This is a genomic window from Micromonospora sp. NPDC048947, assembly GCF_040649495.1.
GTDB lineage: Bacteria > Actinomycetota > Actinomycetes > Mycobacteriales > Micromonosporaceae > Micromonospora > Micromonospora alfalfae.
Genome location: NZ_JBEZFO010000001.1, coordinates 314,726 through 338,933, shown reverse-complemented (window position 1 = coordinate 338,933; position 24,208 = coordinate 314,726). Strand labels below are relative to the sequence as shown.

Genomic DNA, 24,208 nt, shown 5'->3' with positions numbered 1-24,208 from the left:
GCCGGGTCGCACCACCAGGTGCCGGACCGTCACTGGCCCTCCCAGACCGCCTTCGCCCCGGAGTCGCCCGTACGGAACACGTAATACACGGTGACGGCCGCGGCCACCAGCGACAACACCTGCAACGCCGGGGTCAGCAGTCGGGGGCGCGCACCCGCGGCGGGACGCGGCGGAACGAGCCGGACCAGTGCCAGGGCCACCACCCCCAACCCGATGCTGGCGTAGAGCGTGATGTCACCGAACTCCTGGTGCGCCTCCAGCTTCGGCAGGAACTCGGGGGTGACCCGCTTGGCGGCGCGCATCCGCTCAAGGAAGGCGTCGCCGGAGAGCTTCGTCAGCAGGGCGGCGACCGGCGCACCCACTGCCAGCAACCCCAGCACCCACCGGGTGTGCGGCCGGATCGGCGGTACGAACGCGTAACCGACAGTCAGCAGAGCCAGCAGCGGCACGAACACGACAGCGGCGTGCAGCAGCAGAGGGTGGGCCGGGATGCCCATGAACTCCTCGAACATCGGCGTCTCCTCCGGTGACATCAGCCTGGACGTTGATCGTCCACACCGGGACGCTATCGGTACCACGCGGGCGTGTCATCCCCGTCGATCACTCACCTGTCGCACCGCGGTGCGGACTCAGGCCGCCGCCGCACGTACGCCGAGGCCGACCAGGATCACGCCGGTCAGTCGATCGAGCATTCGTCGCACCGATGCGGTGCGGAGCAACCGGGCGGCGGCACCGGAGACGACGGTCCAGCCGGCGAGCCAACAGGTGTGCAACGCGGCGTGCGCCGTGGCGAGCAGCACCATCGGCACCAGCACCGGTCGGCCCGGTTCGAGGAACTGCGGTGCCAACGTGAGGTAGATGGCGGCGGCCTTGGGGTTCAGCACGTTGCCGAGCAACCCTTGCAGGTACGGGTGGTCCACGCGCCAGGGCAGCCTTCGGGCGGAAACTGCCGGTCGCCGTTCCGCTCCCGTGCGGCGCGACGCGGACCAGAGCATCCAGAGCCCGAGCCCGACCAGATAACCGGCCCCGACCAGCTTGACCACCCAGAACGCCTGCGACGAGCGGAGCACCAGCGCGGCCAGGCCGACGGCGGCCAGCGTGGCGTGCACGTAGAGCCCGGTCACCGTACCCAGGATCACCCACCAGCCCTGCCGCCGCCCGCCGGCGGCCACCCGCGAGATGACCAGGGTCAGGCTCGCGCCCGGCGTGGCGGTGATCGGCGCGACGGCGAGCAGGAAACCGAGCACCGCGACCCCGTGCATGCTCAGACCACCACCCGGTAGTGGGTGGTGAACAGCCCGGCGTCGTCGTACACGTGGAACGCGACACCGGGTGGTTGGGTCTGGGTGGCCAACGGGCCCTCGCCCTCCCAGGGCATCCGCAGTGTGGAGACCACACCCGGGGCGATCCGCAGTGGACGGCCCGCGAAGGTGCTCGCGGCCGCGGTGTGGAAATGCCCCGTCAGCACGGCGACGACCTGCGGGTGGGCGGCGACGAGCTCGGCCAGGGGGTCGGCCGGCAGCAGCCGCATCGGGTCGATGACCGGGTGGTGCAGCACCACCGGCGGGTGATGCAGGGCGACGAACGTCGGCGTCCCGGCCGGCACCGAACCCAGCTCGTCGGCGAGCCAGGCCATCGTCTCCTCGTCCAGGTGACCGTCGTCCGCGCCGGGCACCGACGAGTCGGCGAGGAGGAAGACCGCCCCGGCCACGTCGTGGCGGGTGTTGATCGGGCCGGTGCCGCCGCCGTCGTCACCGAGCAGACCCTTGCGGTACGCGTCACGCACATCGTGGTTGCCGGGGCAGAGCATCACCGGCAACGGAGAGTCGAAGAGCTTCGCGGCGGTCTCGTACTCGGCCACCTCGCCGTGGTCGGCGATGTCTCCGGTGATCAGGATCGCGTCGACAGGCCGTGGCAGGCCGTGCAGGTAGTCCATGACCCGGGCGGTCCGCTCGGCCGACCGGGGATGGCTGTCGAGGTGGGTGTCACTGAGATGCGCGATGACCAGCACAGGAGCTCTCCTAACGGCTACCAACATCAAGCCGTCAGGGGACACTACTCCCGGCCAGGTCGGCCGCCGCAGCGTGGTGTCCGCCGAGGTCAGCTCCGGGAACGCGGCAGGCAGTCCTTCTTGTACTTGAGGCCCGAACCGCACCAGCAGGCGTCGTTGCGCTCCGGCGGCCAGGCGATCCGTGCGCTGGGCCGCGCCGACACCTCGGCCGCGTAGCCGGCCCGGACCGCCGCGTCGGCCGGATCGCCGCCACGTCGACCGGCGAACGCGGTCAACCCGGCCACTGTCGCGCCGAACACGCCCAACCCGGCCTGGCCTGCTTCCCTCAGCCGAACCAACTCCGTCTCCAGCCGGCCCCGGTGCGCGTCCCAGTCCGGCCCGTACACCTGGGCGAGGGCAGGCTGCTCGGCGAGCAGTCGATCGAACTCGGCCCGCGGCCAGAAGAGCAGATCCGACTCGGCGTCCCGACGCTCCCCGGCCCGACGCACGAGCTGGGTCTCCAGCCGGTCCGCCAGGTCGTCCTGCCGGTCGTGCGGCAGGTTCAGATTGCGGCGTACCCGATGCCGTTGTTGCAGCAGGAAGAAGGCGACACCCGGCGCGTCCGGCGGACCGAGCTCGACCACCGGGTCGACAGCGGTGCTGGCCGGCCCGGCCGCGGCGGTCGCACCTTCGAGCACCGTGTCGACCGCCTCGCTCAGCCACGTCTCGGCGGTCGCCGAACGCCCACCGGCATCCAGCGCGGCACTGACGTAGGCGGGGGCGTCGGGCTGCACGAGCAGCAACGGGCGCAACGCCGTCAACTCCGCCAGCGCCTCGTCGTCACGGCCGCCGGCCCGGAACAGCGCGCGGGCCCGCAGCGCGCGGGCGAACCCGGCCCGAGGGTCATCACCGGACGGGTACGCCGCCAGCGCCTGCTCCGCGTAGCGCAGCGCGGCCTCGGGCCTGGCCCGGATCTCGGCGATCTCCGCGGACAGCGTGAACGCGTCCCCGGCGTCGTCCGGGTCCTCCAGCCGGCCCTGCTCGGCGGCCTCCGCCACGTCGGCGGCGACACCGAGCGGATCGGCGTTCCCGAGCGCCGAGCGGCGAAGTTCGGCGAGGTCAGCCTTGGTGAGTGTCTCTCTCGTCGGCACGATCTCACGGTACGTCGGGGTACGCGCGGAATGCGGGCAGATCACCTGTTACGCCGCTCTCACGCCGCGCCTTCTGCCACCCGCCGGGCGGACTACGACCAGGCACCGGCCGCCGCGGCCCGAGCGGCGTAGGTGTCGAAGTCGAGCGGGTCCCGTCCGAGAACTCGTCGTACCCCGTCGCTCGGTTCGGCGAGATGACCAGCCCGCATCCCGGTGAACAGGGCGTTCAGCGCAGTCGCCGCCTCCGCCGGATAACCCTCGGCGAGCAGCTCCGCGTGGTACTGCTCCGGGGTGAGCTCCTCGTAGCGGATCGAACGGCCGGTCACCCGGGCGATCGTCGCCACCGCCGCGGCGAACGTGAGCGCACGAGGACCGGACAGGTCGTACACCTGTTCGTGGTGACCGGGCGACGTCGGCAACGTCGCGGCCACGTCGGCGACGTCCTGGGCATCGACGAACGGCTCCGGCGTGGCGCCCATCGGCAGGGCCAGCCGCCCGTCGAGCAGCGGTTGGCGAAACAGGTCCTCGCTGAAGTTCTGACTGAAGTTGTTCGGCCGGATGATCGTCCACTCGATGCCGGATGCGCGCACCGCCTCCTCCGCGGCGAGCATGCCGGGGGAGAAGTCACCGACCCGGTCGATCCCCCGGCCGGAGAGCGCCACGATCCGGCCGACACCCGAGTCGACAGCCTGGGTCACGAAGTCGGTGGCCAGCGCCGGGTCCTCCGGAGCGAGCAGGTAGACCGCCGAGACGCCCGCCAGGGCCGGCTGCCAGGTGTCCCGCCGCGACCAGTCGAACCGCACCTCACCGGAGCGAGAGGCGGCCCGGACGGACCGACCCGCGGCCCGCAGCGTCTGGACCAGCCGACGACCGGTCTTGCCGGTGCCAGCCATCACGAGTGTCGAAGATGCGTCCGTCGTCATGACCACCAGTCAACGCGCCCGGCCGAGGGCGGGACATGTCCCGTCGTACGCCAGGCATGTCCGATCGTCCGCGGTCCATCCTCCGCGCTCTATCGTCGGTGGCATGGACCCGTTCGACAATCTGCTGCGCGGTCTGCACGCCAACGGCGCGGCCTTCGGCCGGTCGGTGCTGACGCCGCCGTCGGCGCTGCGGTTCACCGACGGCGCCCCGCTGACGCTCTGCGTCCCGATGCGGGGCGAGGGCTGGATCTCCCACCCGGAGAGCGACAAGCCTCGCCTGGTCCGGGTCGGCGAGGCGGCCACAGTGCGCGGGCCGGCGCCGTTCGTCTTCTCCGCCGACCCCCGGTCGAGCTTCGAGCCCGGGGAACTGCGCGACGTCCGGCGCGGCCAGACCGGCCCGGTCGACCCGGTGGGGGCGGACCACACCGACAGTCTCGTGCTGCTGGTCGGGGTGTACCACGTCCGGGGTCGGGTGCCCCAGCGGCTGCTGGGCGCGCTGCCGCCGGTGCTCGTCGTGCCCGAGGACCAGGACTGCGCCGCGCTGCGCGACTACCTGGACGCCCAACTCGACGCGGGGCGGCACGGACGACAGGTGGTGCTGGACCGCCTGCTGGACTGGTTGCTGGTGTGCACCGTGCGGGACTGGTTCGACCAACCGGAGGCCGAGGCCCCCGGCTGGTACCGCGCGCTGAGCGACGACACAGTCGGCCCGGTGCTGCGCGCCATGCACGACGCTCCCGGTCGCCAGTGGACCCTGGCCAGCCTGGCCGCGCAGGCCGGAGTCTCCCGGTCGACACTGGCCAAACGGTTCACCGCGTTGGTGGGCGAACCGCCGCTCACCTACCTGACCGACTGGCGCATGACGGTGGCCGCCGACCTGCTGTCCGAATCGAGCGCGACTGTCGCCGCCGTGGCACGTCACCTCGGGTACGCGGACGCGTTCGGGTTCAGCGCGGCCTTCAAACGTGTCCACGGCATGAGCCCGAGCCGGCATCGACGGCTCACCCGGGTCGACGCCACCGCGGCCTGAGCGGCAACTCGTCCAGGGCCCAGAGCCGGTCGACGAGAGGTCGCAAAACCAACTAACCACTGTCATCTGCCGTCAACCCGTCGTCGGTAGCGTCCGGTCGCCAGTTTCCCGACCAGGTCGCACAAAGGCGGAATTATGGGCACTGTGGATCGCCGTACGGGAAGTTGACGAGCAGGTGGATGTGGTTTTTGTTCCCGTTGAACTCGACCAGTTCGGTCTCGAAGTCAGCGCACATCGCTCGCATGATTTCTTCCATCCGGGCGAGGTGTCGGTCGCTGAACATTCTGTGCCGGATTTTTGTCATGATGACCAAGCGAGCGTGTAGAGCGAGAACGCGGTGTCCCCCAGTGTGGATGCCGTCAGGGTTGCCATGGGCCGCCGTGGGACACTCGGTTTCGTGCTGCTTCGTTACAACTTCCGGGTCTATCCGGACGCCGTGCAGCGCACCGCTTTGGCGAGGGCGTTCGGGTGTGCCCGGGTGGTGTTCAACGATGGGCTGCGTCTGCGTCAGCAGGCACGCGAGGTCGGCGAGGGGTACGTCTCGGACGCCGAGTTGTCCAAGCGGGTGATCACGCAGGCCAAGAACACGTTGGAGCGGGCGTGGTTGGGTGAGGTGTCTGCCGTGGTGTTGCAGCAGGCACTCGCGGATCTGAACGTGGCGTACCGCAACTTTTTCTCCTCGATCAGTGGCACGCGTAGGGGCCGCACGGTGGCGCCGCCGCGGTTTCGGTCCCGCAAGGACAACCGGCAGGCGATCCGGTTCACCAGGAACAGCCGGTTCAGGGTCCTCGACAACGGTCGACTTCGGCTGCCGAAGGTCGGCGACGTGTCGGTTCGGTGGTCGCGTAGCCTGCCGTCCGAGGCCAGCTCGGTCACGGTGATCCGGGACGCGGCCGGCCGGTACTTCGCCTCGTTCGTCGTCCACACCACCGACGCACCGCTGCCGGAGACGGACTGCGAGATCGGTATCGACCTGGGCCTGACCCACTTCGCGGTCATGTCCGACGGCACGAAGGTCACCGCGCCGAAGTTCCTGCGCCGCGCGTCACACAAGCTCAAGCGGTTACAGCAGGACCTGTCTCGCAAGACCAAGGGCAGCAACCGCCGTAAGAAGGCCGTCGTGAAGGTCGCCCGCGCTCATGCGCGGGTGGCCGACAGCCGACGGGACTGGCAGCACAAGCTTTCGACATCGATCATCCGCGACAACCAAGCGGTGTACGTCGAGGACCTGTGCGTGGTCGGTCTTGGCAGGACCCGGCTCGCGAAGTCCGTGCACGACGCGGGATGGTCGTCGTTCACGGGCATGTTGGAGTACAAGGCTGCCCGGTACGGGCGCAGGTTCGCCCGGGTGGACAGGTTCTTCCCGTCGACCCGGATGTGCTCGGACTGTGGCCGGGTCAACGAGAAGATGACGCTGAACGTCCGAGCGTGGGACTGCCCGTGCGGGGCAGCCCACGACCGGGACGTCAACGCCGCAAAGAATGTCAAGGCCGCCGGACAGGCGGACTTCAACGACCGTGGAGCGCAGGTAAGACCAGCATCCGTGCCGGCACCGCGCGGCGAAGCGGTAACCCACCCGGACGCCGCGTGTTCCACACGCAGCGTGGAGGGAATCGCCGTCCTTCAGGACGGCGAGGATGTCAAGTGAACTCGCAGGTCTTCGACCACACCTCACTGATCAAGTTCCTGGAGGCGCGGTTCGGGCACGGCCGGCCGGACCTGATCGAACAGAACATCACCCCGTGGCGACGGGCCGTCGTCGGTGACCTGACCACGGTCTTCGACTTCCGGCACCCGAACCGCTCGCGCGAGGTCAGGCTGCCCGACAGCGACGACTTCAAGCCCGAGGAGTTGGTCCGGCACCCCGACGAGGTGCCGGTCCCGCCGACGACGGACAAGCGGCTGCCGAAGCAGGAGCACGGGGTACGGCCGATCCCGTACACCCTGCAGGCCGACGGACACCACGGCGACGACTCGTTCCGGATCGACCTCCGCAACTCCGGCGGCGTCACCGCGGTCTTCCAGGTCCGCCAGGCCGGCAGCGCGGACGCCCCACGCAGCTACACCGACCGGCGAGGTCTTTGACCCGGCCCGCACGATGACCGGCCCCGAGCAGGAGCGCTGGCTGCTCGACGGGCTGGGCCAGTCCAAGGCGCGCTGGAACGTCATCGCCCAGCAGACCATCATGGCGGCGTTCGACTACGACCTGGGACCGGGGCAGATCGTCAACCTCGACCAGTGGGACGGGTACCCGCCGGCCCGCTCCCGCATCCTCGACTTCATCGCCACACACTGGGTGTCGAACCCCGTCGTGCTCGGCGGGAACTGGCACACCCACTGGGTGAACGACCTGAAGACCGACCTCACCGATCCCGCCGCGAAGACGATCGCCACCGAGTTCGTCGGCACGTCGATCTCCTCCGGCGCCGGGTGGGACGCCGACGTCCGGGCCGGCCTCGCGGCAAACCCGCACGTCAAGTTCTACAACGGCAGCTACCGCGGGTACGTGATCTGCGACGTCACCGAGCGGCGCTGGCGTGCCGACCTGCGCATCGTGCTGGACGCCCGGGACGCCCTGTCACCGGCGTACACGATCGCGGCGTTCGAGGTGCGCGACGGCGTGCCGGGGGCGTACCGGATCGACGCCGGCGACGGCATCGTCGGGCGGGTCACCGACGCGGCCACCGGCGCTGCTCTGCCGAACGTGCAGGTGACCGTGCTCCGGGAGGACGGCAGCCGACTCGTGGCGAGCACCACCGACCCGTCGGGGGGAGGTTCTCGCCTTCGCGCCGCCGGGCAGCTACACCGTCGCCGTGAACGGGGTCGGCTACGAGCCGGTGAGCCGCCCGGCGACGGTCGTCCAGGGCGCGCCGACGAAGCTCGACCTGCGGCTGACCCGGGCGGCGACCACGGCCGGCGCCGGCCGTGTCATCCCGGCCCGCAGGCCGAGGCGAAGGCGTCCGACCTGGTGCTCGGCAACGACCTGCTGGCCCTGGCCGTCTCGGCGGGCACCGACGACCCGCAACTGTCCGGGGTCACCGTCGGCAAGCCCCTGGACCTGGCCGCGGTCGGACGCCTCGACCAGCTCGACTGGATCAACCTGCCGTACGCCTCGGCGACGCAGCCGCGCGGCACCAACGCGTGGCAGCAGCGGACCGTCCGCTCCAGTGCCGTCGAGGTGCTCTCCGCGACCAGCCCACTGGCGTCTGTCCGCGCCACCGGCGTCAGCACGGCGGTCGCCGACCTCCAGGTCGTCACGACGTACACCGTCCGGCTGAACGAACCGTGGGTGCTGGCGGAGAGCCTCTTCACCAACGTCGGCACGACGTCGCGCACCTTCTGGACCGGCGACGCACTCGACCACGACGGCGCCGGCCAGCGCAGCGGTGTCGCCGGGCACGGAACGATCACCAGCAGCACCCCAACCGACTATCCGCCCGCCGCGCCGTGGATCGGCATGACCGGCTCGGACCGGCAGACCTACGGCCTGCTCTACGAGGAGGCCGACTTCGCCGCGTACAACTGGGTGATGAGCCAACGTCAGGTGACCCTCGCCCCGGGCGGGACGTTTACGCTGCGGCGCCGGATCGTCGCCGTGGACAGCGGTGCCGGCGCCGACCCGTTCGCGGTGCTCGGCCAGCTCTGACCGACACGGGGGTGAGTGGCGCTGCCATCCACCCCGCTCGTCAGGACGTCGGGCGGTCAGAACTCCTCGTACACCGCCGGGTCCTGGTCCGACAGCCGCCCGTCCGGGCGGCCCAGCGCGGTGATGGCCTCGACCTGCGCGTCGGTGAGCTTCATACCGAAGACGTCAAGGTTCTCGACCTGCCGCTGCGGGGAGGCGGCCTTGGGCAGCGGGATCACCTGACGGGCCACGTGCCAGGCGAGGATGGCCTGCGCCGGGCTGACGCCGTGCGCTGTCGCGATCTCCACGACGACGGGGTGCTGCTGCAGGTCGTTGCCGTGGCCGAGCGGGCTCCACCCCTGCACCAGGATGCCCTGCTCCCGGTGGTAGTCGAGCGCTTCCTGCTGCGGAAAGTACGGGTGCACCTCGATCTGGTTGACCACCGGAGCGACCCCGGTCTCGGACACCAGCCGCTCGATGTGCTCGGGCAGGAAGTTGGAGAGCCCGATGTGCCGCACCAGCCCACGCTCACGCGCCTCGATCAACGCCCGCCACGCCTGCACGTACCTGTCGACCTTCGGGTTCGGCCAGTGGATCAGGTACAGGTCGATTCGGTCGAGGCCGGTGCGGAACACACTCTCCTCGATGGTGGTCAGCGCCTCGTCGTAGCTGTGGTGCCGCCCCGGCAGCTTCGAGGTGACGACCAGTTCGTCCCGCACGTCACCGGCCGACCGGGCCGCCCGGCCGACAGCGCCCTCGTTCTCGTAGTTCACCGCCGAGTCGATCAACCGGTAGCCGGTCCGGATCGCCTGGCCGATCGCGTCGACACCCGCCGAGCCGTTCAGCCGGTACGTGCCGAGCCCGATCGCCGGCAGAGTAGTGCCGTCGGCTGCCGTCAGATGGGGAATCGTCATGATCGGAACCCTACCCGCGCGAGCAGTCCCGCAGGCTGGGTCTCTTCCGCCCGGACGGTCCCTCAGGAGGCCCCGTCACCAGCGGGGGCGTCCCTGATGGCGAGTGCGGCCTGGATGAGCGCGGCGTGGGTCAGCGTCTGCGGGTAGTTGCCGAGGTGGGCACCCGTCGCCGGGTCCACCTCCTCGGCGTAGAGGCCAAGTGGGCTGGCGTGGTCGGCCATGGCCCGGAACAACTCGACGGCTTCACGGCGACGCCCGGTGCGGGCAAGGGCCTGAACGAGCCAGAACGAGCAGGGAAGGAACGCGCCCTCGGTGCCGGGGAGGCCGTCACGTCCGGGCGGGTAGCGGTAGAGCAGTGGGCCGCCGGCGGACAGCCGGACCCGGATGGCGTCGATGGTGCCGCGTACCCGGGGTGACTCGGCCCGGTCCATGCCCAGCAGCGGCAGGACGAGCAGCGCCGCGTCGAGATCGGAGGAGCCGTAGCTGCGGACGTAGCTGGCCGCCGTCGCGTCGAAGCCGCGCGTCCGGACCTCGGCGGCGATGGCAGCACGGGCGTTCTGCCAGCGTCGACGTTGACCCTCCCGCACTGGGTGCGTGTCGGCGATGGCCAGGGCACGATCCAGGGCGAGCCAGCCCATGAGCTTGGAATGGACGTGTTGGTCGGGCTCCCGCACCTCCCAGATGCCGGCATCGGGCTGCTGCCAACAACCGGCGACCACGTCGGCGAAACCGCGCACCGCCCGCCACGTCTCGGCGGAGAGGCGGTGCCCGCCCTGGGCGAACGCCCAGGCGGCGTCGATCACCCAGCCGTAGCCGTCGAGCTGGTGCTGACCGGCGGCGCCGTTGCCCATCCGTACCGGACGGCTGTCGAGGTAGCCGGGCCAACCGGGCAGCTCTCGCTCCGCCGGCACCTGCCTGCCATGCAGTGTGAGCAGCGCCGGCAGGCGTGGCCGTTGCAGTCGGCTCGCGTGCAACAGCCACGCGAGGAAACCACGGGCCTCGTCGGTCTTGCCGACACTGAGGAAGGCGCTGACGCCGATGCTGGCGTCCCGGGGCCAGACATAGCGGTAGTCCCAGTTACGTCCCCCACCGGGATCCTCGGGCAGTGACGTGGTCGGTGCGGCCACCGGCGCTTTGCACGGCGAGTAGGTCAACAGCCGCAGGGTGAGCAGACTTCGTACGACGTGTTCCCGGAACGGCAGCCGCTCGTCGATCTCCGCGGTCCAGGCCCGCCAACGGCTCTCGTCCTCAACCAGCAGGTCCCAGGCGGCCGTCGGCTCGACGTGGATCAGCGGTTCGCGGTGGGCCACGGCCAGCACGAGGGTGACCGGACGGCCCGGCCGGACGGTGATCGAGCTGGGCCGACCCGGTTCGATGCCGAACGCGGGCGTGCTGTCCAACGCGACCGCGAGCGCCCCCCACTCACACACGAGGGCCTGGCTCCGGTGGTGGGCTCGTGGCCGGCGGTGCCGTGCGCCGAGGCGGGGATCGAACTCCACCACCGCGTCGACCGGCGCCTGCTCGGCCGACAGCCGTCGCACGATCAGTGTCGCGGGCAGCAGGTGACCGCTGACCTCGGCCACCATCGCCTCGGTGAGGGTCAGCCGGCCGCCGCCCACCGCCCAGGTGGTTTCCAGGGTGGCGGTGTGCTGCCGGTACCGTCGCTCGACGACAGTGGCCGGCCCGGCCGGGCCGACCCGGAACGTTCCTGCTTCCGGGCCCCCGACCAGCCGGCCGAACAGGGGATCGCCGTCGAAACGCGGTACGCAGAGCCAGTCCATCGCGCCGTCACTCGCGACCAGGGCGGCGGTGCGAGTGTCGCCCAGCAGACCGTAGTCGCTGATCGGCGGCCCGTCAGTCATCGAGATCGCTCCCTGCCGAGCCGTGCCGGCGAGCAGCGGGACACGCGGATCACCTGGCCTGCAGGAGTAGCCCGAGAAAGACCCCGTAGATGACGTGGACGACAGCCGTGACCAGGGGCGTCTGGATGCCGTAGTTGACGGCGAACAGCCCGGGTGGCTCCAACACCGCCGTGCTGGCCGGCCCCGCCCGTTGCGAGGCCATCCGCGGGTGGACACCAGGAAGCAGCGGAAGAATCACCGTCAGCGCGATCCCGACGTGCACGATCCCGAGCAGTGCCCCGATCCACCAGGTGGCGCGGTGCAACAGCGCGAACGTGGCCGCGTAACCGAGGGCGAAACCCTGACCGGTGCAGAGGTGCAGGAAGAACCCGACGACCCGCGCCCGATCGGGATCCTCGGTGACGAAGGCCCCGAGCACCAGGGGAAGGTCGAGCCGAGTGAGACCGGCCAGCTGAGCGGAGATCATCGCCGCGGTGAGCGCCGCGGTGGCGACCAACCCGAACAACGCCCATCCGGCCCAGTCCATCTCAGCAGTCGTCGACGCCGCGGGCGTTCTCAATCATCGGTCCACCCTCCGGCTGAACAACGCGAATCCCACGGCCTGGACCGGACACCCACCCCCCGGGTGCCCGGTTTCTCACCATAAGCCCACGAACCTGCCGCGCTGACCCGCTCGCGTAGATGTCCCTTGACGAGTTGACACCGTGTCGGTGCCTTGTCACTGCCTCAGGTAGGCGCTCCACCCATGCCGGCGGTGCGCTGCACGTCGGTCACGGCCAGGACGGCGGTGGTGGGCCGAATGCGCGACGACTGGCCCGCACGGCCAGAGCAGCGAGGGCAGCGTTGGCACCACCGCCGATCACCGCACCGATACCGAACGGTGCCACTCGACCGAGAACGATGATTCCCTGCTTGGTTCCGTACTTCGTGATGAAGTTCCGCCCCAGGACCGTGTTGATCTGGCGCAACGTGGCGACAGGCACCTTGGCGACAACCTGACGCCCCCAGTGTTGCCCGGTGCGCTCGGCGACCCTCGTGATGGTGGCGGAGCCGGAACCGCCGAGCATGATCCCCATCACGATCGTTCGGCGGCGCTCGACCTCGTCGATGCGGACTCCGTGGACTTCAGCGATCGAGAGCGCGAAGAGCGCGCTCAGCTGAAGTGAGGACAGAGCCTCGCCGGCCGTCAGCGCCAGTGCGACGCCCGTGCCGACGCCCGGTGCCGCTGCGGTTCCGCCGACGGCGGCGCCCGCCCCGGTCAACGCGCTGACGTAGATCCGCTCCAGGTTGCGGATCACCTCGGCTGGTGTCGCCTCCGGGTTGCGCTGGCGGGCCCGGGCGAGGTTCTTCTGCACCAGTGGGGTCTGCAGGGCGATTGCCTTGTCCAGCAGGTCGAGGACCCGCTGCCCACGTGCGCCCGCCTCCGGCGCCGGTAAATCGAGGGCGTCGTCTGCCATGCCTTGAACTCCTTGGTGTCACGTCTCAACTGGGCTGCCACTCGACCAACCGATCGGATCTTGCGTCACCTCATTGACCGGTGGACGCCCTTCTGGGTGGGCGAGTTCGTTCCTTCAAGGCGCATTACTGAGCGAGGTCGGCGAGCATGCGCTGGTACGCGATGGGGTGCACGACCGGAACGGCGTACTGGCGGGCCTTCTTGGCCTTGCCGGACATCGAGTCGGGGTCAGCAGCCACCAGGAGGCGGGTCTTCTTGGTGACGTTGTCACCGACCTGGAGCCCTGCCGCCCGAGCATCTTCTTCCCAGGACCACCGCGGTGGTTCCATCGCCCCGGTGAAGACCACCACGTCGCCGGGGCGAAGGCGCCAACTCTTGGTCTGAGGCCGGGCCGGGCCGACGTCACGAGCGGCCTTGAGGGCATGGTCGACGTCGGAGGCTTGTAGCCCGAGCAACGAGGCAACCTGGTCCAGGTCGTGGCGTTCGGCCGACGTGAGGACGTTGTCCTCCAACGCCACGGCCGCCAGACTCGCCAGATAGCTGCGGTGCAGGTGGTCGACGTCGACTCGGGCGAGGCCGAGCTCTTCGGCCGTGGCGACGAGCGCGTCCGCTTCGCTGGCCGAGATATGCCGGTCAAGCAGTGCCTGGTCGAGCAGATCGAGGTACGCGTCCCCCTGTGGTTCGCGGAGCCGCGGGAGCCGGTCCACCAGCCGAGCCAGGAAGTGCTCCTCCCGGTGCCCAGGCTCTCGGCGAGGCACCGGCACCACTGCTTCGGTAGCCAAGGGTGGCCAAGGCGCAGCCGCAGCGGCGTCAATGACGGACGTCCACGGCGGTGGCGTTCCTACGTCCCGCAGATAGCGGGCCAGAAGCTGCGAGGCTGCCCTCGCGTCATGCAGAGCGGAGTGGGCCTGGTGCGGCGGCAACCCCGCCGCGCGACAGCAGTCGTGCAGGCTGCGGCCGGCCGACGGGAGGAAGTGCCCGGCCAGCCGCATGGTGCACAGCCCCTCGGGCAGGCTGATCGGCAGTTCAATCCCCAACCGGCGGTACTCCGCGATGAGGAATGCGGCGTCGAAGTGCAGGTTATGAGCGACCAGCACCCTCCCGCGAAGGAGGCTGGCTACGTGACCTGCGAGCCGACCGAACTCCGGTGCGCGCCGTGCTTCGGCGGCCGAGATGCCGTGGATGAGTTGTGGACCGAGATCCCGGCCGGGGTTGACCAGGCTGCACCACTCGTGCGTCACCTGCCCGGCGTCGTCAAGGTGGATGACGGCGACCTCGACCACGCGGTCGTGCCAACTGGTGCGCAGGCCCGTCGTCTCCAGGTCGATAACTGCGTACACGTCGGGTCGACTCCTTAGATCGTGGCCTGAGCGGAGTTGTCGGCGGCAGCACGCAACCAGGCCAGCCACCGTGGAGGCAACGGTTGTGGCTCGCCCAGAGCGCGCAGGTACTTGCGGCGATACCGTGCCTGTTCCGTGTCCTGCCAGAGCTGAGCGGTCATGGCGACAGCCGACGTCAGGGCCAGCGCCGACCCCGCGACCGGCGATGCGGCGCGGGGCTGCGCGGTGAGCCGGATCGCCACATCCTCGTGATCCGGCACCTCGCTGGGCCAGGCGAGCGGGGCCAGCTTCGACTTGGACACCGCACGCTGCCGGTCGACGGCGTCGCTGTAGGCGGACCGGTGCTCGGTGATCTCCGCGAGTAGGTCGGAGACGGTCAGCACGTTCCCCCGCAGCATGTTGACCAGTTCCTGTGGCAGTACGTGAGCGATCCTCTCCAGGATCGCGACCGGAGCCTCCCGGTCCCACCCCACCAGGCACCGCCCCTGCAACATCCACATGATGCGAACAAGTTGGTCGTCCTGCGCGACTTCATCGAGGCGTACCAGCCACGCCCCGCCGGCGCGTCCGGTCGGGCTGAGCCGCCACACCGCTACCGCCTCGACGCCGTCCGCGTCGGGGCCGACGGCGAGAACAGCATGTCCACGCGCACCGGGCACGTAGTCAACGGATATGGCCAGTTCGCTCTCGGATTCCTCAGGTTCTGTCATCCCACGTCCTTCATGATCGACAACGGGAGCATCACAGTAGGTGTCAATGTGCTCACCCAGGCTCAGCCGGAGCGGCACCTCATCGCGCGTAGCGTCCAGACGCGAGTGTCTGAACAGATCACACGCGCGGGGTGAGCGGTTCAAGTCGCGCGAGCAAGGTGCTCACCTCGGAGTGCAGGCGACGCAGCTCCGCAGCCGTGGGGCCAGCTCGTAGCAGTGGTGGTGCGTGGCGGCGGAGAGCGTCGCCCAGGCGAACGCCACCCGGCGGGCGGTTTCGCCGCCCGGACCGAGCCGGCCGCGCAGCATCAGCTGCTTCGCGCGGCCCTGCCGGCACGCCGCCACGGTCGGCTTCACCCGCCGCCAGTAGGCGTCGATGCCACCTTCGAGGGCGAGCCGGATCAGGCAGGCGCAGGCCCGCGGCCACCAGCCCGCAGTCACCGCGACTGTTCCCAACAGACCGGAGCCGCGTAGAAGCTGATCGGCCGCCGCCAGGCAGCGCTGTGGCGTCGGCGCGGTCACGACAGCGCCGCCGCGAGGAGGCGGGCGTCCGCGACCAGGCCGGGCAGGTCCGCCAGGTACGCACCGTGCACGCCTTCCCGGCATGCCTGGTACGCGTTCACCGCCCGTCGTCCGTGCCGGCGGCCGAGCCAGCCGAGCACGTCACCACCCTTCTCGGCGTCATCGAACACCGCCAACGCGACGGTGGTGGCGACCCGGCGGGACGCGTCCTCGATCGCCTCCTCGATGTCGGCGTGCCGGACACCCCGCGCCACCCGGTTCCGCCAGACCGAGCGGTGGCAGGCCGCTTCGACAGCAGAGCGGCACAGTTCCGCTACCACCGGCCCGCGTACCTCTGCGGGGATCTCCTCGTTGCGCGCCAACGCGTACGCGTCGTTCAGATAGCGGGTCACCGGGTCGGAGCCGGACCGCAGCGTCACCACCGACCTCTCCGCGCGGGTCACCTCGATGATCCGCGCCCTGCCGAGATCGAGCCGGCGCACCGCGTCCGGCAGCCGGGTGTCGTGGGTGAAGACGACCACCTGCCGCTGCTCGGCCAGCTCGGCGAGCACCCGCGCGAGACCGTCCACCTTCGACGGATCCATGCTCTGCACCGGGTCGTCGACCACGATGAACCGGAACGGGCTCTCCGGGGCACAGCTGCGGGGCAGGAACGTCGCCAGCCCGAGCGCCTGCATCTCACCCTGACTCATCACACCCAGCGCCGTGCCGTTGTCGGCGCCGTCCACGCTGACCGGGAAGACGACCCGCCGCCGGGTGTTCGCGCCTTCCAACGTCATCGACCCGAGCTCGACGTTGCTTTCCTGCCGCAGCTGCGCCCAGATCCGCTGCGAGTGCCCGGCGAACGGCGCGACCCGCTCGTTGCGAATCTCTCCACCTGCGTCCTTCAGCCAGGCGCGCGCGGCCTTCAACCGGGCCACTGTCGCCTCCCGCGCCGGCAGTGCGCCGACGGTGGCCACCCACTCGCGCACCTCGGCCGCCGCCGCCCGCCAGCCGGTGTCGCGTTGCCGCAGAAACCCCTCGGCGTACGCGCGGGCCGCGGCGACCGCCGCCACCACCGCCGGGTACCGCGCCGCCAGGTGGTCGGCCAGCTCGGCCGGCTCCCCGGGTACGCGCCGCAGCGCGGCAACGGCGTCACGCAACGCCCCTACCGTCGGCTCCGAACCGGGGCCCTCGGGCACAACCAGGTCATCGATCAGGTGGTGCGTCTGCCGCAGCAGGGCCGTCAGCCGGGTCGTCGCCGTCTGGGCGGCGACGCTGCGCTGCCGAAGCTCAGTGAGCGACTCTGCGGCAGCGGCACGCCAGCCGCCGTCCAGGGTGCCGGTGGCGCAGACCGGGCACGACCCGTCGCCCTCGTCCTGGTGATGTTCGAGGGCGAGGCGAAGCAGCTCGGCGCTCCGCAGCGCGGCCCGGGACCGGCCACCGTCGTACCGCTGGGCCTCGACCGCCGCGTCCCGCAACTGACCGGCGAGGCGGGGCGCCTCGTCGACCGGCGGCGGGGCGAGGGCGGCGAGCTCCCGACAGAGCAGCACCTCCCGGTCGGTAGTCGCCTCGTCCGGCTCGTCGAGGATCGCCGTCACCGCGCCGAGGTCGACAGCGCCCCGGCCACGCAGAAGCACGGCGGCCCGCCGGGCCCGGTCGTCGACGATCCCGTCGAGCGTGGCGACCAGGGCGGCGCGCTGTGCGCGTACCTCCTTGATTGCCGCTTCGTGCGGCCGGATGGCGCGCAGCAGACGCTGGTCGGCGTCGCTGAGCGCGTCCAGCCCGAGGATCGCGAAGAGCGCGTCGAAGAGCTGACTCTGCGTCCCGGCGGCGAGCTTGCCCAGCTCGGCCGCGGTGAGGAACGGCCGGTACAGCTCCAGCGGGCGGGCCAGACCCAGCTCGGAGAGGCCCGCGTGCCGGCCCTGTGCGCTGGTGACCGTCACCTCGGCGTCGGCCAGTTCGGCCCCGACCGGCCAGGCCCGGTTGACCCGGGTCGGGGCGGCCACTCCGTCGACGCGCAGTTCCACACCCACCCAGCAGGGGTCCGGGTTGTGCAGGTTGCGCCACCCCGTACGCCAGACGCTCGTCTTGTCGGCCCACCGGGCGCTGTCCCCGGTGAGGGCGAGTTCGGCGGCCTCGGCGAAGCTGGACTTGCCGGAGCCGTTGCGGCCGACGACCAGTGTGAAGCCAGGGCCGGGGCCGATCTGGATGGTCCGTTCCGGGCCGACGCCACGGAACCCGGCGACGGTCACCGACTTCAACCAGATCCGTTCCGCCGGACCCTCATCGGCGGGGGAGCGGGGGGCGAGCCGGGTCGGAGTACCGGCGAGCGCGGCGGTCAGGTCCTCCTCGCCGGTGAGGGCGGCGAGGACCAGCTCGGCCGTCTCGGTCGGTACGCCGTCAGCGGCGGCGAGGCGGTCGAAGATCAGCTCGATCAGCGGGGCGGCGGTCTGTGCGGGCTGGGTCATTGTCGTCTCCAGGCGTGTGGTGTCCGCGGGCCGACTGCATGTCGGCCCGCCCGGGTGAGCGGTGGAAGTGCGGGTTACCGCTGTCGCGCGGTCAGACCGTGGCGTTCGCGTGCCAGTCGCGCAGGAACGCGTCGACCAAGGCGTGCGCCCGAGGACGCAGGTCGAAGGACTCCTCCCGCCGGCGGCGGGCCATGTGCGACAGGCCGTCGGCGGCCTCGTTGAGGGCGTGGCCGCTGTGACCCTTGACGTGCGCGAACGTCAGGTCGGGGCGGTGGGCCACCTGCTCGGCGAGCCGGACCAGAGTCGGTTTGTCTGACCAGCGGCGCTGCCGCAGGCTGTAGCCGGCGGGCATCGCGTCGGTCTCACCGGCCTGCCAGCGGTGCAGGTACCGCACGGCCGTCAGGCTGTCCAGCAGCACGGTCATGCCCGCTGGCACCTCGTCATACCCGGTGAGCAGGTAGTCGACCGCGCGCAGTTCGTCGACGAGCACTCGGGATCTGCCGGTCGGGTCGAGCCGGCCGGTGCCCCGCCCGAGCAGGCCGTAGTGGCCATCGCTGACCACGTACCCGATGCCACCGGCGCGGCCCTTCCAGCTGGCGTCGGTCGCCGCCACCAGCGGACCGGCCGCCTTCGCCCAGCGCAGCACCCGGCCGCGCCCGCGCTGCTGGTCCGGGCGCGGCGGCGCGTGCTCGGCATGCGCATCAGCGAGGCGCTCGGCGGTGTCGAGCAGCTCGCCTGCGGAGGTCAGCTCGTCGTAGTGGGCGGCGGTGAGGGCGAGGTGGACCGCATCACCGATGCTCTGGCAGTCGTCGCAACGGGTGGCGCGGGTGTAGGGACGAAGGATGAGGACGCGGTCGTGCAGGGGCGGGGGGAGCTGGGTCATGGCGCGGAGGAACTCATCGGGGCGCACGACGCCTCCTGAGGTCCTGTGATGGGGACAGGCTCATCTCACAGCTCCGACACGTCGGTCGCGACGGCGGTCAGCTTGTCGCCGGAGCGTTTCGTGCTGGCCGTCTCCTCCTGCTGGACGGAGGCGGAGTCGCCGGTCACCTCAAAGGTGTTGATGATCGGGTCCTCGGCGCCCTTGACCTCGTACGTCACCTCGTAGGTGCTGGACGGGTCGAGGCCGTCGCCGGTGTAGGTGACGTCGATGCGGTAGGTGATGTTGCAGCCTGCGCTGCCGAAGCACTGCTTCCGCAGCGTCTTGACCTTGAGCTTGAAGTCGCCCTTCGTCGGAGTGTCGTTAACGGGTGCGGGCGGCACCGCCGTCACGGGCGCGGAAGTCGGTGCGGCGGCACTGGTCGGCGCGGACGTGCCGCCCCGCGACTGGGAAGTAGCAGTGGGGGCAGCCTTCCCTTGATCGGGCGACTCCTCACCGTTCATCGTGGCCAGCAGCACGCCGCAGCCGCCGAAGCAGAGCAGCAGCACCAGAACGGCAGCGCCGGCGATGACCCACCGGACCTGGGACCTCTTGCGGATGACGGGCTGCGGGCTCGTTGCGCCCACTGTCTCGGGCTGAGCCGGGGTCTCGGCCGGCGGGTCCGGCTGGTGGTGAGGCTCGGTCATGGTTCTCTCCTCTGTTGAGTGGGAAGCTGTGGAGCTGATGTCATAGACGGATCAGGTCGACGGGATACCGATGACCTCGACCTCGATGCCTTCGTTGCGCAGCGACTTCATGGCCCGGTAGAGCGCGACCTGGGCGAAGGTGAAGAGCGAGTCCGCAGTGAGCGGCTTGCCGGAGCCGAGAGCGATCGCGTAGATGACCTTGCGGGGCTGGAAGGCCAGGTCGATGACCCGTCCAGACGGCTGCCGCTTGACCATCTCGACCAGCGCGGCGCGGGCGTCAGCCTCGTACCGCAGTGCATCGACAGACACCTCGCCCTGAGCAAACAGGTGGCTCAACGCCGAGCTGCCCTTGGCGCGCTTGACGTGGATCAGCTCGTCGCCGGGGCCGAGCAGGTCGCAGGCCTCGAAAGGGTGGGGGTGCTGTTTCGTCCGCAGCAGCTTCCGGTCCAGCAGAGTCAGACCGCAGACCTCCGCGGCGCGGACGTTGTACTTCGCCTCGTCCGTCAGATCGGCGGTCCAGGCTGGGAGCGCAAGGCTGGCCGGGCCGGCCAGGATCTGCTCGATCTCGTCGCGGAGGAACTTGCGGTGCTGGTCACCGATCTCGTACCAGCCGCCCTCGTGCAGTAGGAGCTGACTATCTCCGTGCGGGAGTTGCGCGGTGATCCATCGCGACGCGGCCGTGGAGCCGATCTCCTCCTCGCCCGCCGAGTCCGCGTAGAGGGTGACGCGCCCATTGCAGAGCGACGTCCACCGCTCGCCGTCCGGAACGCCCTCGGTCTGCGCGAGCACGTCCGCCAGCGTGAGCTCCGCCAGGCGTGCCGGGGCCAGGCCTGACTTCGGCACCCGAAGCTTGTACGACTTGACCCGCTCGATCTCGCCGAAGACCCGGCCCGGTACGGCCAGCCCGACCTCCGCGGGATCCGGTAACCGGAGCAGCCGGTCCAGTTGCTCCTCCACCGTCGACAGTCGGGGATCCCGAGCCGGCACCGGTCGGATCTGGGTGATGAACTCCAGGTCGGCGAAGGGTGCTTCCTGCTTGCAGACCCGGTCGATCTCCCGCAGGTCGGCGAGCAGGCTCGCGGGTTCGACACCGAGATGGATGCGCAGGGTGTCGCTGCCCTCGACCGGGGTGGCCTTACCCGTGGCCCGGCAGACGGTCAAGTTCGGGTTGAACGTCCGCCCGCAGACCTGGCCGACGATCTCGCCCCACTTGTCGATGCCGTACATCCGGATGTGCTGACCGCCCGGGACCATGTTGCGGTCGACCCGGCCGGTGGTGCCGAACACCCGTCGGCGCACCTGCTTGATCTCGTCGGGGGCCAGCGAGCGCACCGCGAAGCCGATCCCGAAGCCGGAGTTGGCTAGGTCCAGATCGACCATGTGACGGCCGACGGTGCCGTAGGCGAGCGCGTAAACGTGGTCGTCGACCGCGACGAGCAGCACGGCACCGCCGCTGCTGAACCCCAGGTCGGTCGTCTCCCCTGTCAGCGAGGCGAGCACATCGCACCAGTCGGCCCGCTGGCGCGGCACCGTCCCGTGCACCAGCAGCGCCGGCGCACCGGCCACCCGGCGCTCGTCGATCAGGAAGTCGTGCTGCCGTACGTAGCGGTGGTTCACCGCGTCATGCAGGCCATCGACGGTCGGTGCCACCCGCTCAAGCTGGTAGACCGACGTCAGATAGGTGCCCTCCGGCCGCTCGGGCAGGTCGAGGTCGAAGAGGGTGGGTGCGTCGTAGGGCGGACGGGTGACGTCCTTGCGGACGACACGGCGGTTGGGCGGTCTGGTCGTGGTCGGCTGGCTCGCACGGCGCACGTCGATCTCCTCGCGTTGAGAATCGGGGTGGCGGTGGTGCGGGGGGAGGGGTGCGTCGAGGGCGGGCTTCGCGGGTCCCGCCCTCGACGCGGGTGATCAGCTCACAGGGCGACGTCGACGCCGCCGGAGAACATCGAGTCGTGCAGCTCGAGCTTGGTGAGCTTCACGTTCTTCGGGATGTCGAAGACGACGACGCCGGTCACCTGGTTGCCGGGGTTGATGTCGTTGAGGAACGTCTCGGCGTTCTTGTTCGCGTAGATCGCCGCACCGGAGTCGGCGGAGTACTCGGTGCCGTCGGCCGCGTACGCCTTCTGGCTGCTGCCGTCGAACATCTGCGCTTCCTTGCCGATGTTCTTCACGTTGACCGTGACCAGGCAGAACTGGCCCTGCGCCTTCTGGCCGAGCACGTCGTTGCCGACCTTGGCGACACCGCACTTGGACGACTTCACCGTGAACTCGAACTTCCCGTCCCGGGCCGGCTCGCCAACCTTGGCGGTCTTCGGCTTGTCGTCGCCCTTGGCGCCGCCGGCGGTGGCGCTGGCGCCGCCCGCGTCGTTGCTGGAGTCGCTCGCGTTGTCCGTCGAACCAGCGCCGCAGCCGAGGGCGACGACAGCGGTGGCGAGCAGAGCGAAGGTCGTGGTCTTCCGCATGGCTTCTCCTGAATTGGAGCGTGGCGGCGCTCAGTAACGCCGCAGGGGATGGATTGCGCCGCAACCAGTGCGGCGAAAGCAACGAAAGTAAAGCATCGCGTGAAAACACTGTCAACCATAATGTTGCCATCAACCGTCCGCTGTCCTAGGGTTGCGCTGACTGGTTGTCAACGAGGAGCAGACATGCCACAGGTCACCGCTGCGGAGATCTCCCGCATGGCCGGCGTTAGCCGGGCGACTGTCAGTAACTGGCGCCGCCGCCACACCGACTTCCCGTCGCCCTCCGGCGGGACCGAGACAAGCCCCGCGTACGACCTGGACGCGGTCCGTTCCTGGCTCAGTGGTCGAGGTCAGCTGCCGGCCGAAACGCCGGCGGAGGATCTGCGAGCGGCTCTGCGTGAACGCCCAGAGAAGGGTGAGCCGTTACGGCTGCTGCCGTTGGTGCTCGCCGCGCACCGACTCGACACCGCATACCTCGACAGGGCGCTGGACCTGCCCGACAGGGATCTGATCCGGCGTGCCACCAACCTCACCGGCTATGCGGTGACATACGGTGGCGACGAGGCCCCGGTCGTGCGGGCACTGCTGCGCTGCGTGCGGGCTGACGGCGCGCTCGTCGCCGCCGACCTTCTCGGCGAGCGGGGCGCCGACGATTCGACCACGACCGGCACGTACCGGACACCGGCGGAGGTGGCGGATCTCATGGCCGATCTGCTGTCCGGCCCTGATCAGCGTTTCCCCGCCGACGTGTACGACCCAGCCTGCGGGGTCGGCGGGCTGCTTGCCGCGGCTGCCCGTCGTGGCGCTCGCCAACTGTACGGACAGGATCTGCTGCCGGCTCAGGCGGCGCAGGCCGCGACGCGGCTTGGCCTGCAATTCAGCAAGGTGCGCGCCGACATTCGCGGTGGGGACAGCCTGCGCGACGACGCGTTCCCCGACCTGGGAGCCGGCGGGGTGCTGTGTAATCCCCCGTACGGCAACCGCGATTGGGGCCAGGAGGTCCTCGCCTACGACCCGCGCTGGGTCTTCGGTCTGCCACCGAAGGGTGAGCCCGAGCTGGCGTGGGTCCAACACTGTCTTGCCCACCTCGCACCCGGCGGTCGAGCTGTCCTGCTGATGCCACCCGCGCCCGCCGAACGCGCTTCCGGTCGCCGCATCCGAGCGGAACTGGTGAAGAGCGGGGCGCTCCGAGCGGTCATCGCGCTACCGGCCGGCGCCGCACCACCTCCGCACATCGGCTTGAACCTGTGGATCCTGACGCGATCCGATGACGGAGCTCAGACGGTGCCCGACACCGTGCTCTTCGTCGACGCAGCCGGGCCAGGCCGACAGGGCTGGGAGTCCGTCCGCGACGCCGTGCTCAGTGCCTGGTCGGCGTACGACGGCGGGGTGTTCGAAGCCGTGCCCTCGGTGGCGCGGGCGGTGCCGGTCGTCGATCTGCTCGCCGGGCCGACCGACCTCGCTCCGGCCCGGCACGTTCAGTCGGTGACGGTGGCCATCCGGCCCGCGGATCACCTGCGCCAGGTGCGGCGGAGGCACGCCGAGCTGCGACACGCCGCGGATTCGCTGATCGGCGTGACGGAGCGGAGCGAGCGGTGGACCGCCGCCGGCAAACAGCCGCAGACCTGGCGTACGACGGCTGTCGCGGACCTGCTCCGAGGCGGGGCGCTGACGTTGCTGCGCGCGGTACCCGCTGGTCGCGCTGCCACCGTCGACTCGGACGTCGAGATCCGTGCGGGGGATGTCATCCTGCCGGAGTTGTTCGCCCGGCCCTACCGCGCCCGCGTCGCCACTGCTGAGGACGATGGTCGACCGTTGGGCCGGCAGCACCTTCTGCTGCGTCCCGACCCGCAGCGCCTGGACGCGTGGTTCCTCGCCGGGTTCCTCAGCGCAGAGGAGAACGTCAACGCGGCCGCCACCGGAAGCACCATTGTGCGGGTCGATGTCCGCCGGCTACAGGTGCCGGTCATGACGCTGCCAGATCAGCAACGGTACGGGCGGGCGTTCCGCCAGGTGCAGGAGTTGCGCGAAACGGCCGACACGGTGAGCCGACTCGCCGACGAAGCCGCAGACGCTCTCGGTATCGGCCTGACCGGCGGAGCGCTGCTTCCACCGGACGAGGAGCAAGCGTGACCGATCTTGGGCTGTCACCATTCGCGGGTGACGCGACTACGGTGAGACCCCCACGTGACTGAATTCTGCTGGGACCA

Annotated in this window: 23 protein-coding genes; 5 read left to right on the top strand and 18 right to left on the bottom strand. The window is 70.4% G+C overall.

The window, feature by feature from the left end; translation table 11 throughout:
* Positions 1–29: 29 nt before the first annotated feature.
* From AB0B98_RS01495 to AB0B98_RS01475, 5 genes are all read right to left on the bottom strand, one after another.
* A complete protein-coding gene (locus tag AB0B98_RS01495) occupies positions 30–512 on the bottom strand; it encodes a DUF2231 domain-containing protein (protein WP_238669531.1) in 483 nt (160 codons plus the stop codon).
* A gap of 117 nt (positions 513–629) precedes the next feature.
* On the bottom strand, positions 630–1,262 hold the full coding sequence (locus AB0B98_RS01490) for a LysE family translocator (protein ID WP_357359913.1): 633 nt from the start codon (positions 1,260–1,262) through the stop codon (positions 630–632).
* A gap of 2 nt (positions 1,263–1,264) precedes the next feature.
* Positions 1,265–2,011, bottom strand: a complete 747-nt coding sequence (locus AB0B98_RS01485) for a metallophosphoesterase (protein ID WP_357359911.1) — start codon at positions 2,009–2,011, stop codon at positions 1,265–1,267.
* Between the two features lie 89 nt (positions 2,012–2,100).
* On the bottom strand, positions 2,101–3,141 hold the full coding sequence (locus tag AB0B98_RS01480; RefSeq protein ID WP_357359909.1) for an SEC-C domain-containing protein: 1,041 nt from the start codon (positions 3,139–3,141) through the stop codon (positions 2,101–2,103).
* Between the two features lie 92 nt (positions 3,142–3,233).
* Positions 3,234–4,064 (bottom strand): NAD(P)H-binding protein, encoded by an 831-nt coding sequence (locus AB0B98_RS01475; protein WP_357359907.1) that lies wholly within the window; start codon positions 4,062–4,064, stop codon positions 3,234–3,236.
* 103 nt (positions 4,065–4,167) lie between these two features.
* On the opposite strand from AB0B98_RS01475, the gene AB0B98_RS01470 reads away from it, so the two are divergent.
* The gene (locus tag AB0B98_RS01470; RefSeq protein WP_357359905.1) at positions 4,168–5,094 is read left to right on the top strand and encodes an AraC family transcriptional regulator; all 927 of its coding nucleotides are present in this window, start codon (positions 4,168–4,170) and stop codon (positions 5,092–5,094) included.
* 133 nt (positions 5,095–5,227) lie between these two features.
* Here the strand turns inward: AB0B98_RS01470 and AB0B98_RS01465 are convergent, their stop codons facing one another.
* Entirely contained in the window at positions 5,228–5,449 is a 222-nt protein-coding gene (locus AB0B98_RS01465; RefSeq protein WP_357360557.1) for a transposase, read from the bottom strand.
* Positions 5,450–5,491: 42 nt separating this feature from the next.
* Between AB0B98_RS01465 and AB0B98_RS01460 the strand changes: the two genes are divergently transcribed.
* From AB0B98_RS01460 to AB0B98_RS01450, 3 genes are read left to right on the top strand one after another with little or no spacing between them, the layout of a single operon-like run.
* A complete protein-coding gene (locus tag AB0B98_RS01460) occupies positions 5,492–6,742 on the top strand; it encodes a transposase (RefSeq protein WP_357359903.1) in 1,251 nt (416 codons plus the stop codon).
* On the top strand, positions 6,739–7,179 hold the full coding sequence (locus AB0B98_RS01455; RefSeq protein WP_357359900.1) for a hypothetical protein: 441 nt from the start codon (positions 6,739–6,741) through the stop codon (positions 7,177–7,179). Before AB0B98_RS01460 ends, AB0B98_RS01455 begins: the two co-directional genes overlap by 4 nt.
* A gap of 13 nt (positions 7,180–7,192) precedes the next feature.
* The gene (locus AB0B98_RS01450; protein ID WP_357359898.1) at positions 7,193–8,740 is read left to right on the top strand and encodes an alkaline phosphatase D family protein; all 1,548 of its coding nucleotides are present in this window, start codon (positions 7,193–7,195) and stop codon (positions 8,738–8,740) included.
* Between the two features lie 56 nt (positions 8,741–8,796).
* On the opposite strand, the gene AB0B98_RS01445 is transcribed toward AB0B98_RS01450, so the two are convergent.
* From AB0B98_RS01445 to AB0B98_RS01390, 12 genes are all read right to left on the bottom strand, one after another.
* Positions 8,797–9,633: an aldo/keto reductase gene (locus AB0B98_RS01445; RefSeq protein WP_357359896.1), complete on the bottom strand. Its 837-nt coding sequence runs from the start codon at positions 9,631–9,633 to the stop codon at positions 8,797–8,799.
* Between the two features lie 62 nt (positions 9,634–9,695).
* On the bottom strand, positions 9,696–11,495 hold the full coding sequence (locus AB0B98_RS01440) for a glycoside hydrolase family 15 protein (protein ID WP_357359894.1): 1,800 nt from the start codon (positions 11,493–11,495) through the stop codon (positions 9,696–9,698).
* A 49-nt stretch (positions 11,496–11,544) separates the two neighbouring features.
* Entirely contained in the window at positions 11,545–12,021 is a 477-nt protein-coding gene (locus tag AB0B98_RS01435) for a hypothetical protein (protein ID WP_357359892.1), read from the bottom strand.
* Positions 12,022–12,265: 244 nt separating this feature from the next.
* Positions 12,266–12,952 (bottom strand): hypothetical protein, encoded by a 687-nt coding sequence (locus AB0B98_RS01430; protein WP_238669521.1) that lies wholly within the window; start codon positions 12,950–12,952, stop codon positions 12,266–12,268.
* Between the two features lie 124 nt (positions 12,953–13,076).
* Positions 13,077–14,291: an exonuclease domain-containing protein gene (locus tag AB0B98_RS01425; protein ID WP_357359890.1), complete on the bottom strand. Its 1,215-nt coding sequence runs from the start codon at positions 14,289–14,291 to the stop codon at positions 13,077–13,079.
* Between the two features lie 14 nt (positions 14,292–14,305).
* Positions 14,306–15,001, bottom strand: a complete 696-nt coding sequence (locus tag AB0B98_RS01420) for a DUF6218 family protein (protein WP_357359888.1) — start codon at positions 14,999–15,001, stop codon at positions 14,306–14,308.
* A 162-nt stretch (positions 15,002–15,163) separates the two neighbouring features.
* Positions 15,164–15,520, bottom strand: coding sequence for a hypothetical protein (locus AB0B98_RS01415; RefSeq protein WP_357359886.1), 357 nt, complete (start codon positions 15,518–15,520; stop codon positions 15,164–15,166).
* Positions 15,517–17,970 carry an AAA family ATPase gene (locus tag AB0B98_RS01410; protein WP_357359884.1) on the bottom strand — a complete coding sequence of 818 codons (2,454 nt, stop codon included), beginning with the start codon at positions 17,968–17,970 and terminating at the stop codon, positions 15,517–15,519. The genes AB0B98_RS01415 and AB0B98_RS01410 overlap by 4 nt, the downstream gene beginning before the upstream one ends.
* A gap of 91 nt (positions 17,971–18,061) precedes the next feature.
* Complete coding sequence (locus AB0B98_RS01405; protein WP_357359882.1) at positions 18,062–18,880, bottom strand: RNase H family protein; 819 nt, start codon at positions 18,878–18,880, stop codon at positions 18,062–18,064.
* A gap of 38 nt (positions 18,881–18,918) precedes the next feature.
* Entirely contained in the window at positions 18,919–19,536 is a 618-nt protein-coding gene (locus tag AB0B98_RS01400; RefSeq protein ID WP_357359880.1) for a hypothetical protein, read from the bottom strand.
* A gap of 51 nt (positions 19,537–19,587) precedes the next feature.
* On the bottom strand, positions 19,588–21,348 hold the full coding sequence (locus tag AB0B98_RS01395; protein ID WP_357359878.1) for a DUF6119 family protein: 1,761 nt from the start codon (positions 21,346–21,348) through the stop codon (positions 19,588–19,590).
* Between the two features lie 101 nt (positions 21,349–21,449).
* Positions 21,450–21,998 (bottom strand): DUF4352 domain-containing protein, encoded by a 549-nt coding sequence (locus tag AB0B98_RS01390; protein ID WP_357359876.1) that lies wholly within the window; start codon positions 21,996–21,998, stop codon positions 21,450–21,452.
* Between the two features lie 183 nt (positions 21,999–22,181).
* Here AB0B98_RS01390 and AB0B98_RS01385 point away from each other — a divergent pair, with 183 nt between their 5' ends.
* A complete protein-coding gene (locus AB0B98_RS01385) occupies positions 22,182–24,131 on the top strand; it encodes an N-6 DNA methylase (RefSeq protein WP_357359874.1) in 1,950 nt (649 codons plus the stop codon).
* The last annotated feature ends 77 nt before the right edge of the window (positions 24,132–24,208 follow it).

Bases quoted from the DNA above. Each gene is read 5' to 3' on its own strand.
- AB0B98_RS01495 (WP_238669531.1), bottom strand. From the start codon at position 512: ATGTTCGAGGAGTTCATGGGCATCCCGGCCCACCCTCTGCTGCTGCAC.
- AB0B98_RS01490 (WP_357359913.1), bottom strand. From the start codon at position 1,262: ATGCACGGGGTCGCGGTGCTCGGTTTCCTGCTCGCCGTCGCGCCGATC.
- AB0B98_RS01475 (WP_357359907.1), bottom strand. From the start codon at position 4,064: ATGACGACGGACGCATCTTCGACACTCGTGATGGCTGGCACCGGCAAG.
- AB0B98_RS01470 (WP_357359905.1), top strand. From the start codon at position 4,168: ATGGACCCGTTCGACAATCTGCTGCGCGGTCTGCACGCCAACGGCGCG.
- AB0B98_RS01450 (WP_357359898.1), top strand. From the start codon at position 7,193: ATGACCGGCCCCGAGCAGGAGCGCTGGCTGCTCGACGGGCTGGGCCAG.
- AB0B98_RS01445 (WP_357359896.1), bottom strand. From the start codon at position 9,633: ATGACGATTCCCCATCTGACGGCAGCCGACGGCACTACTCTGCCGGCG.
- AB0B98_RS01440 (WP_357359894.1), bottom strand. From the start codon at position 11,495: ATGACTGACGGGCCGCCGATCAGCGACTACGGTCTGCTGGGCGACACT.
- AB0B98_RS01435 (WP_357359892.1), bottom strand. From the start codon at position 12,021: ATGGACTGGGCCGGATGGGCGTTGTTCGGGTTGGTCGCCACCGCGGCG.
- AB0B98_RS01430 (WP_238669521.1), bottom strand. From the start codon at position 12,952: ATGGCAGACGACGCCCTCGATTTACCGGCGCCGGAGGCGGGCGCACGT.
- AB0B98_RS01420 (WP_357359888.1), bottom strand. From the start codon at position 15,001: ATGACAGAACCTGAGGAATCCGAGAGCGAACTGGCCATATCCGTTGAC.
- AB0B98_RS01410 (WP_357359884.1), bottom strand. From the start codon at position 17,970: ATGACCCAGCCCGCACAGACCGCCGCCCCGCTGATCGAGCTGATCTTC.
- AB0B98_RS01400 (WP_357359880.1), bottom strand. From the start codon at position 19,536: ATGACCGAGCCTCACCACCAGCCGGACCCGCCGGCCGAGACCCCGGCT.
- AB0B98_RS01390 (WP_357359876.1), bottom strand. From the start codon at position 21,998: ATGCGGAAGACCACGACCTTCGCTCTGCTCGCCACCGCTGTCGTCGCC.
- AB0B98_RS01385 (WP_357359874.1), top strand. From the start codon at position 22,182: ATGCCACAGGTCACCGCTGCGGAGATCTCCCGCATGGCCGGCGTTAGC.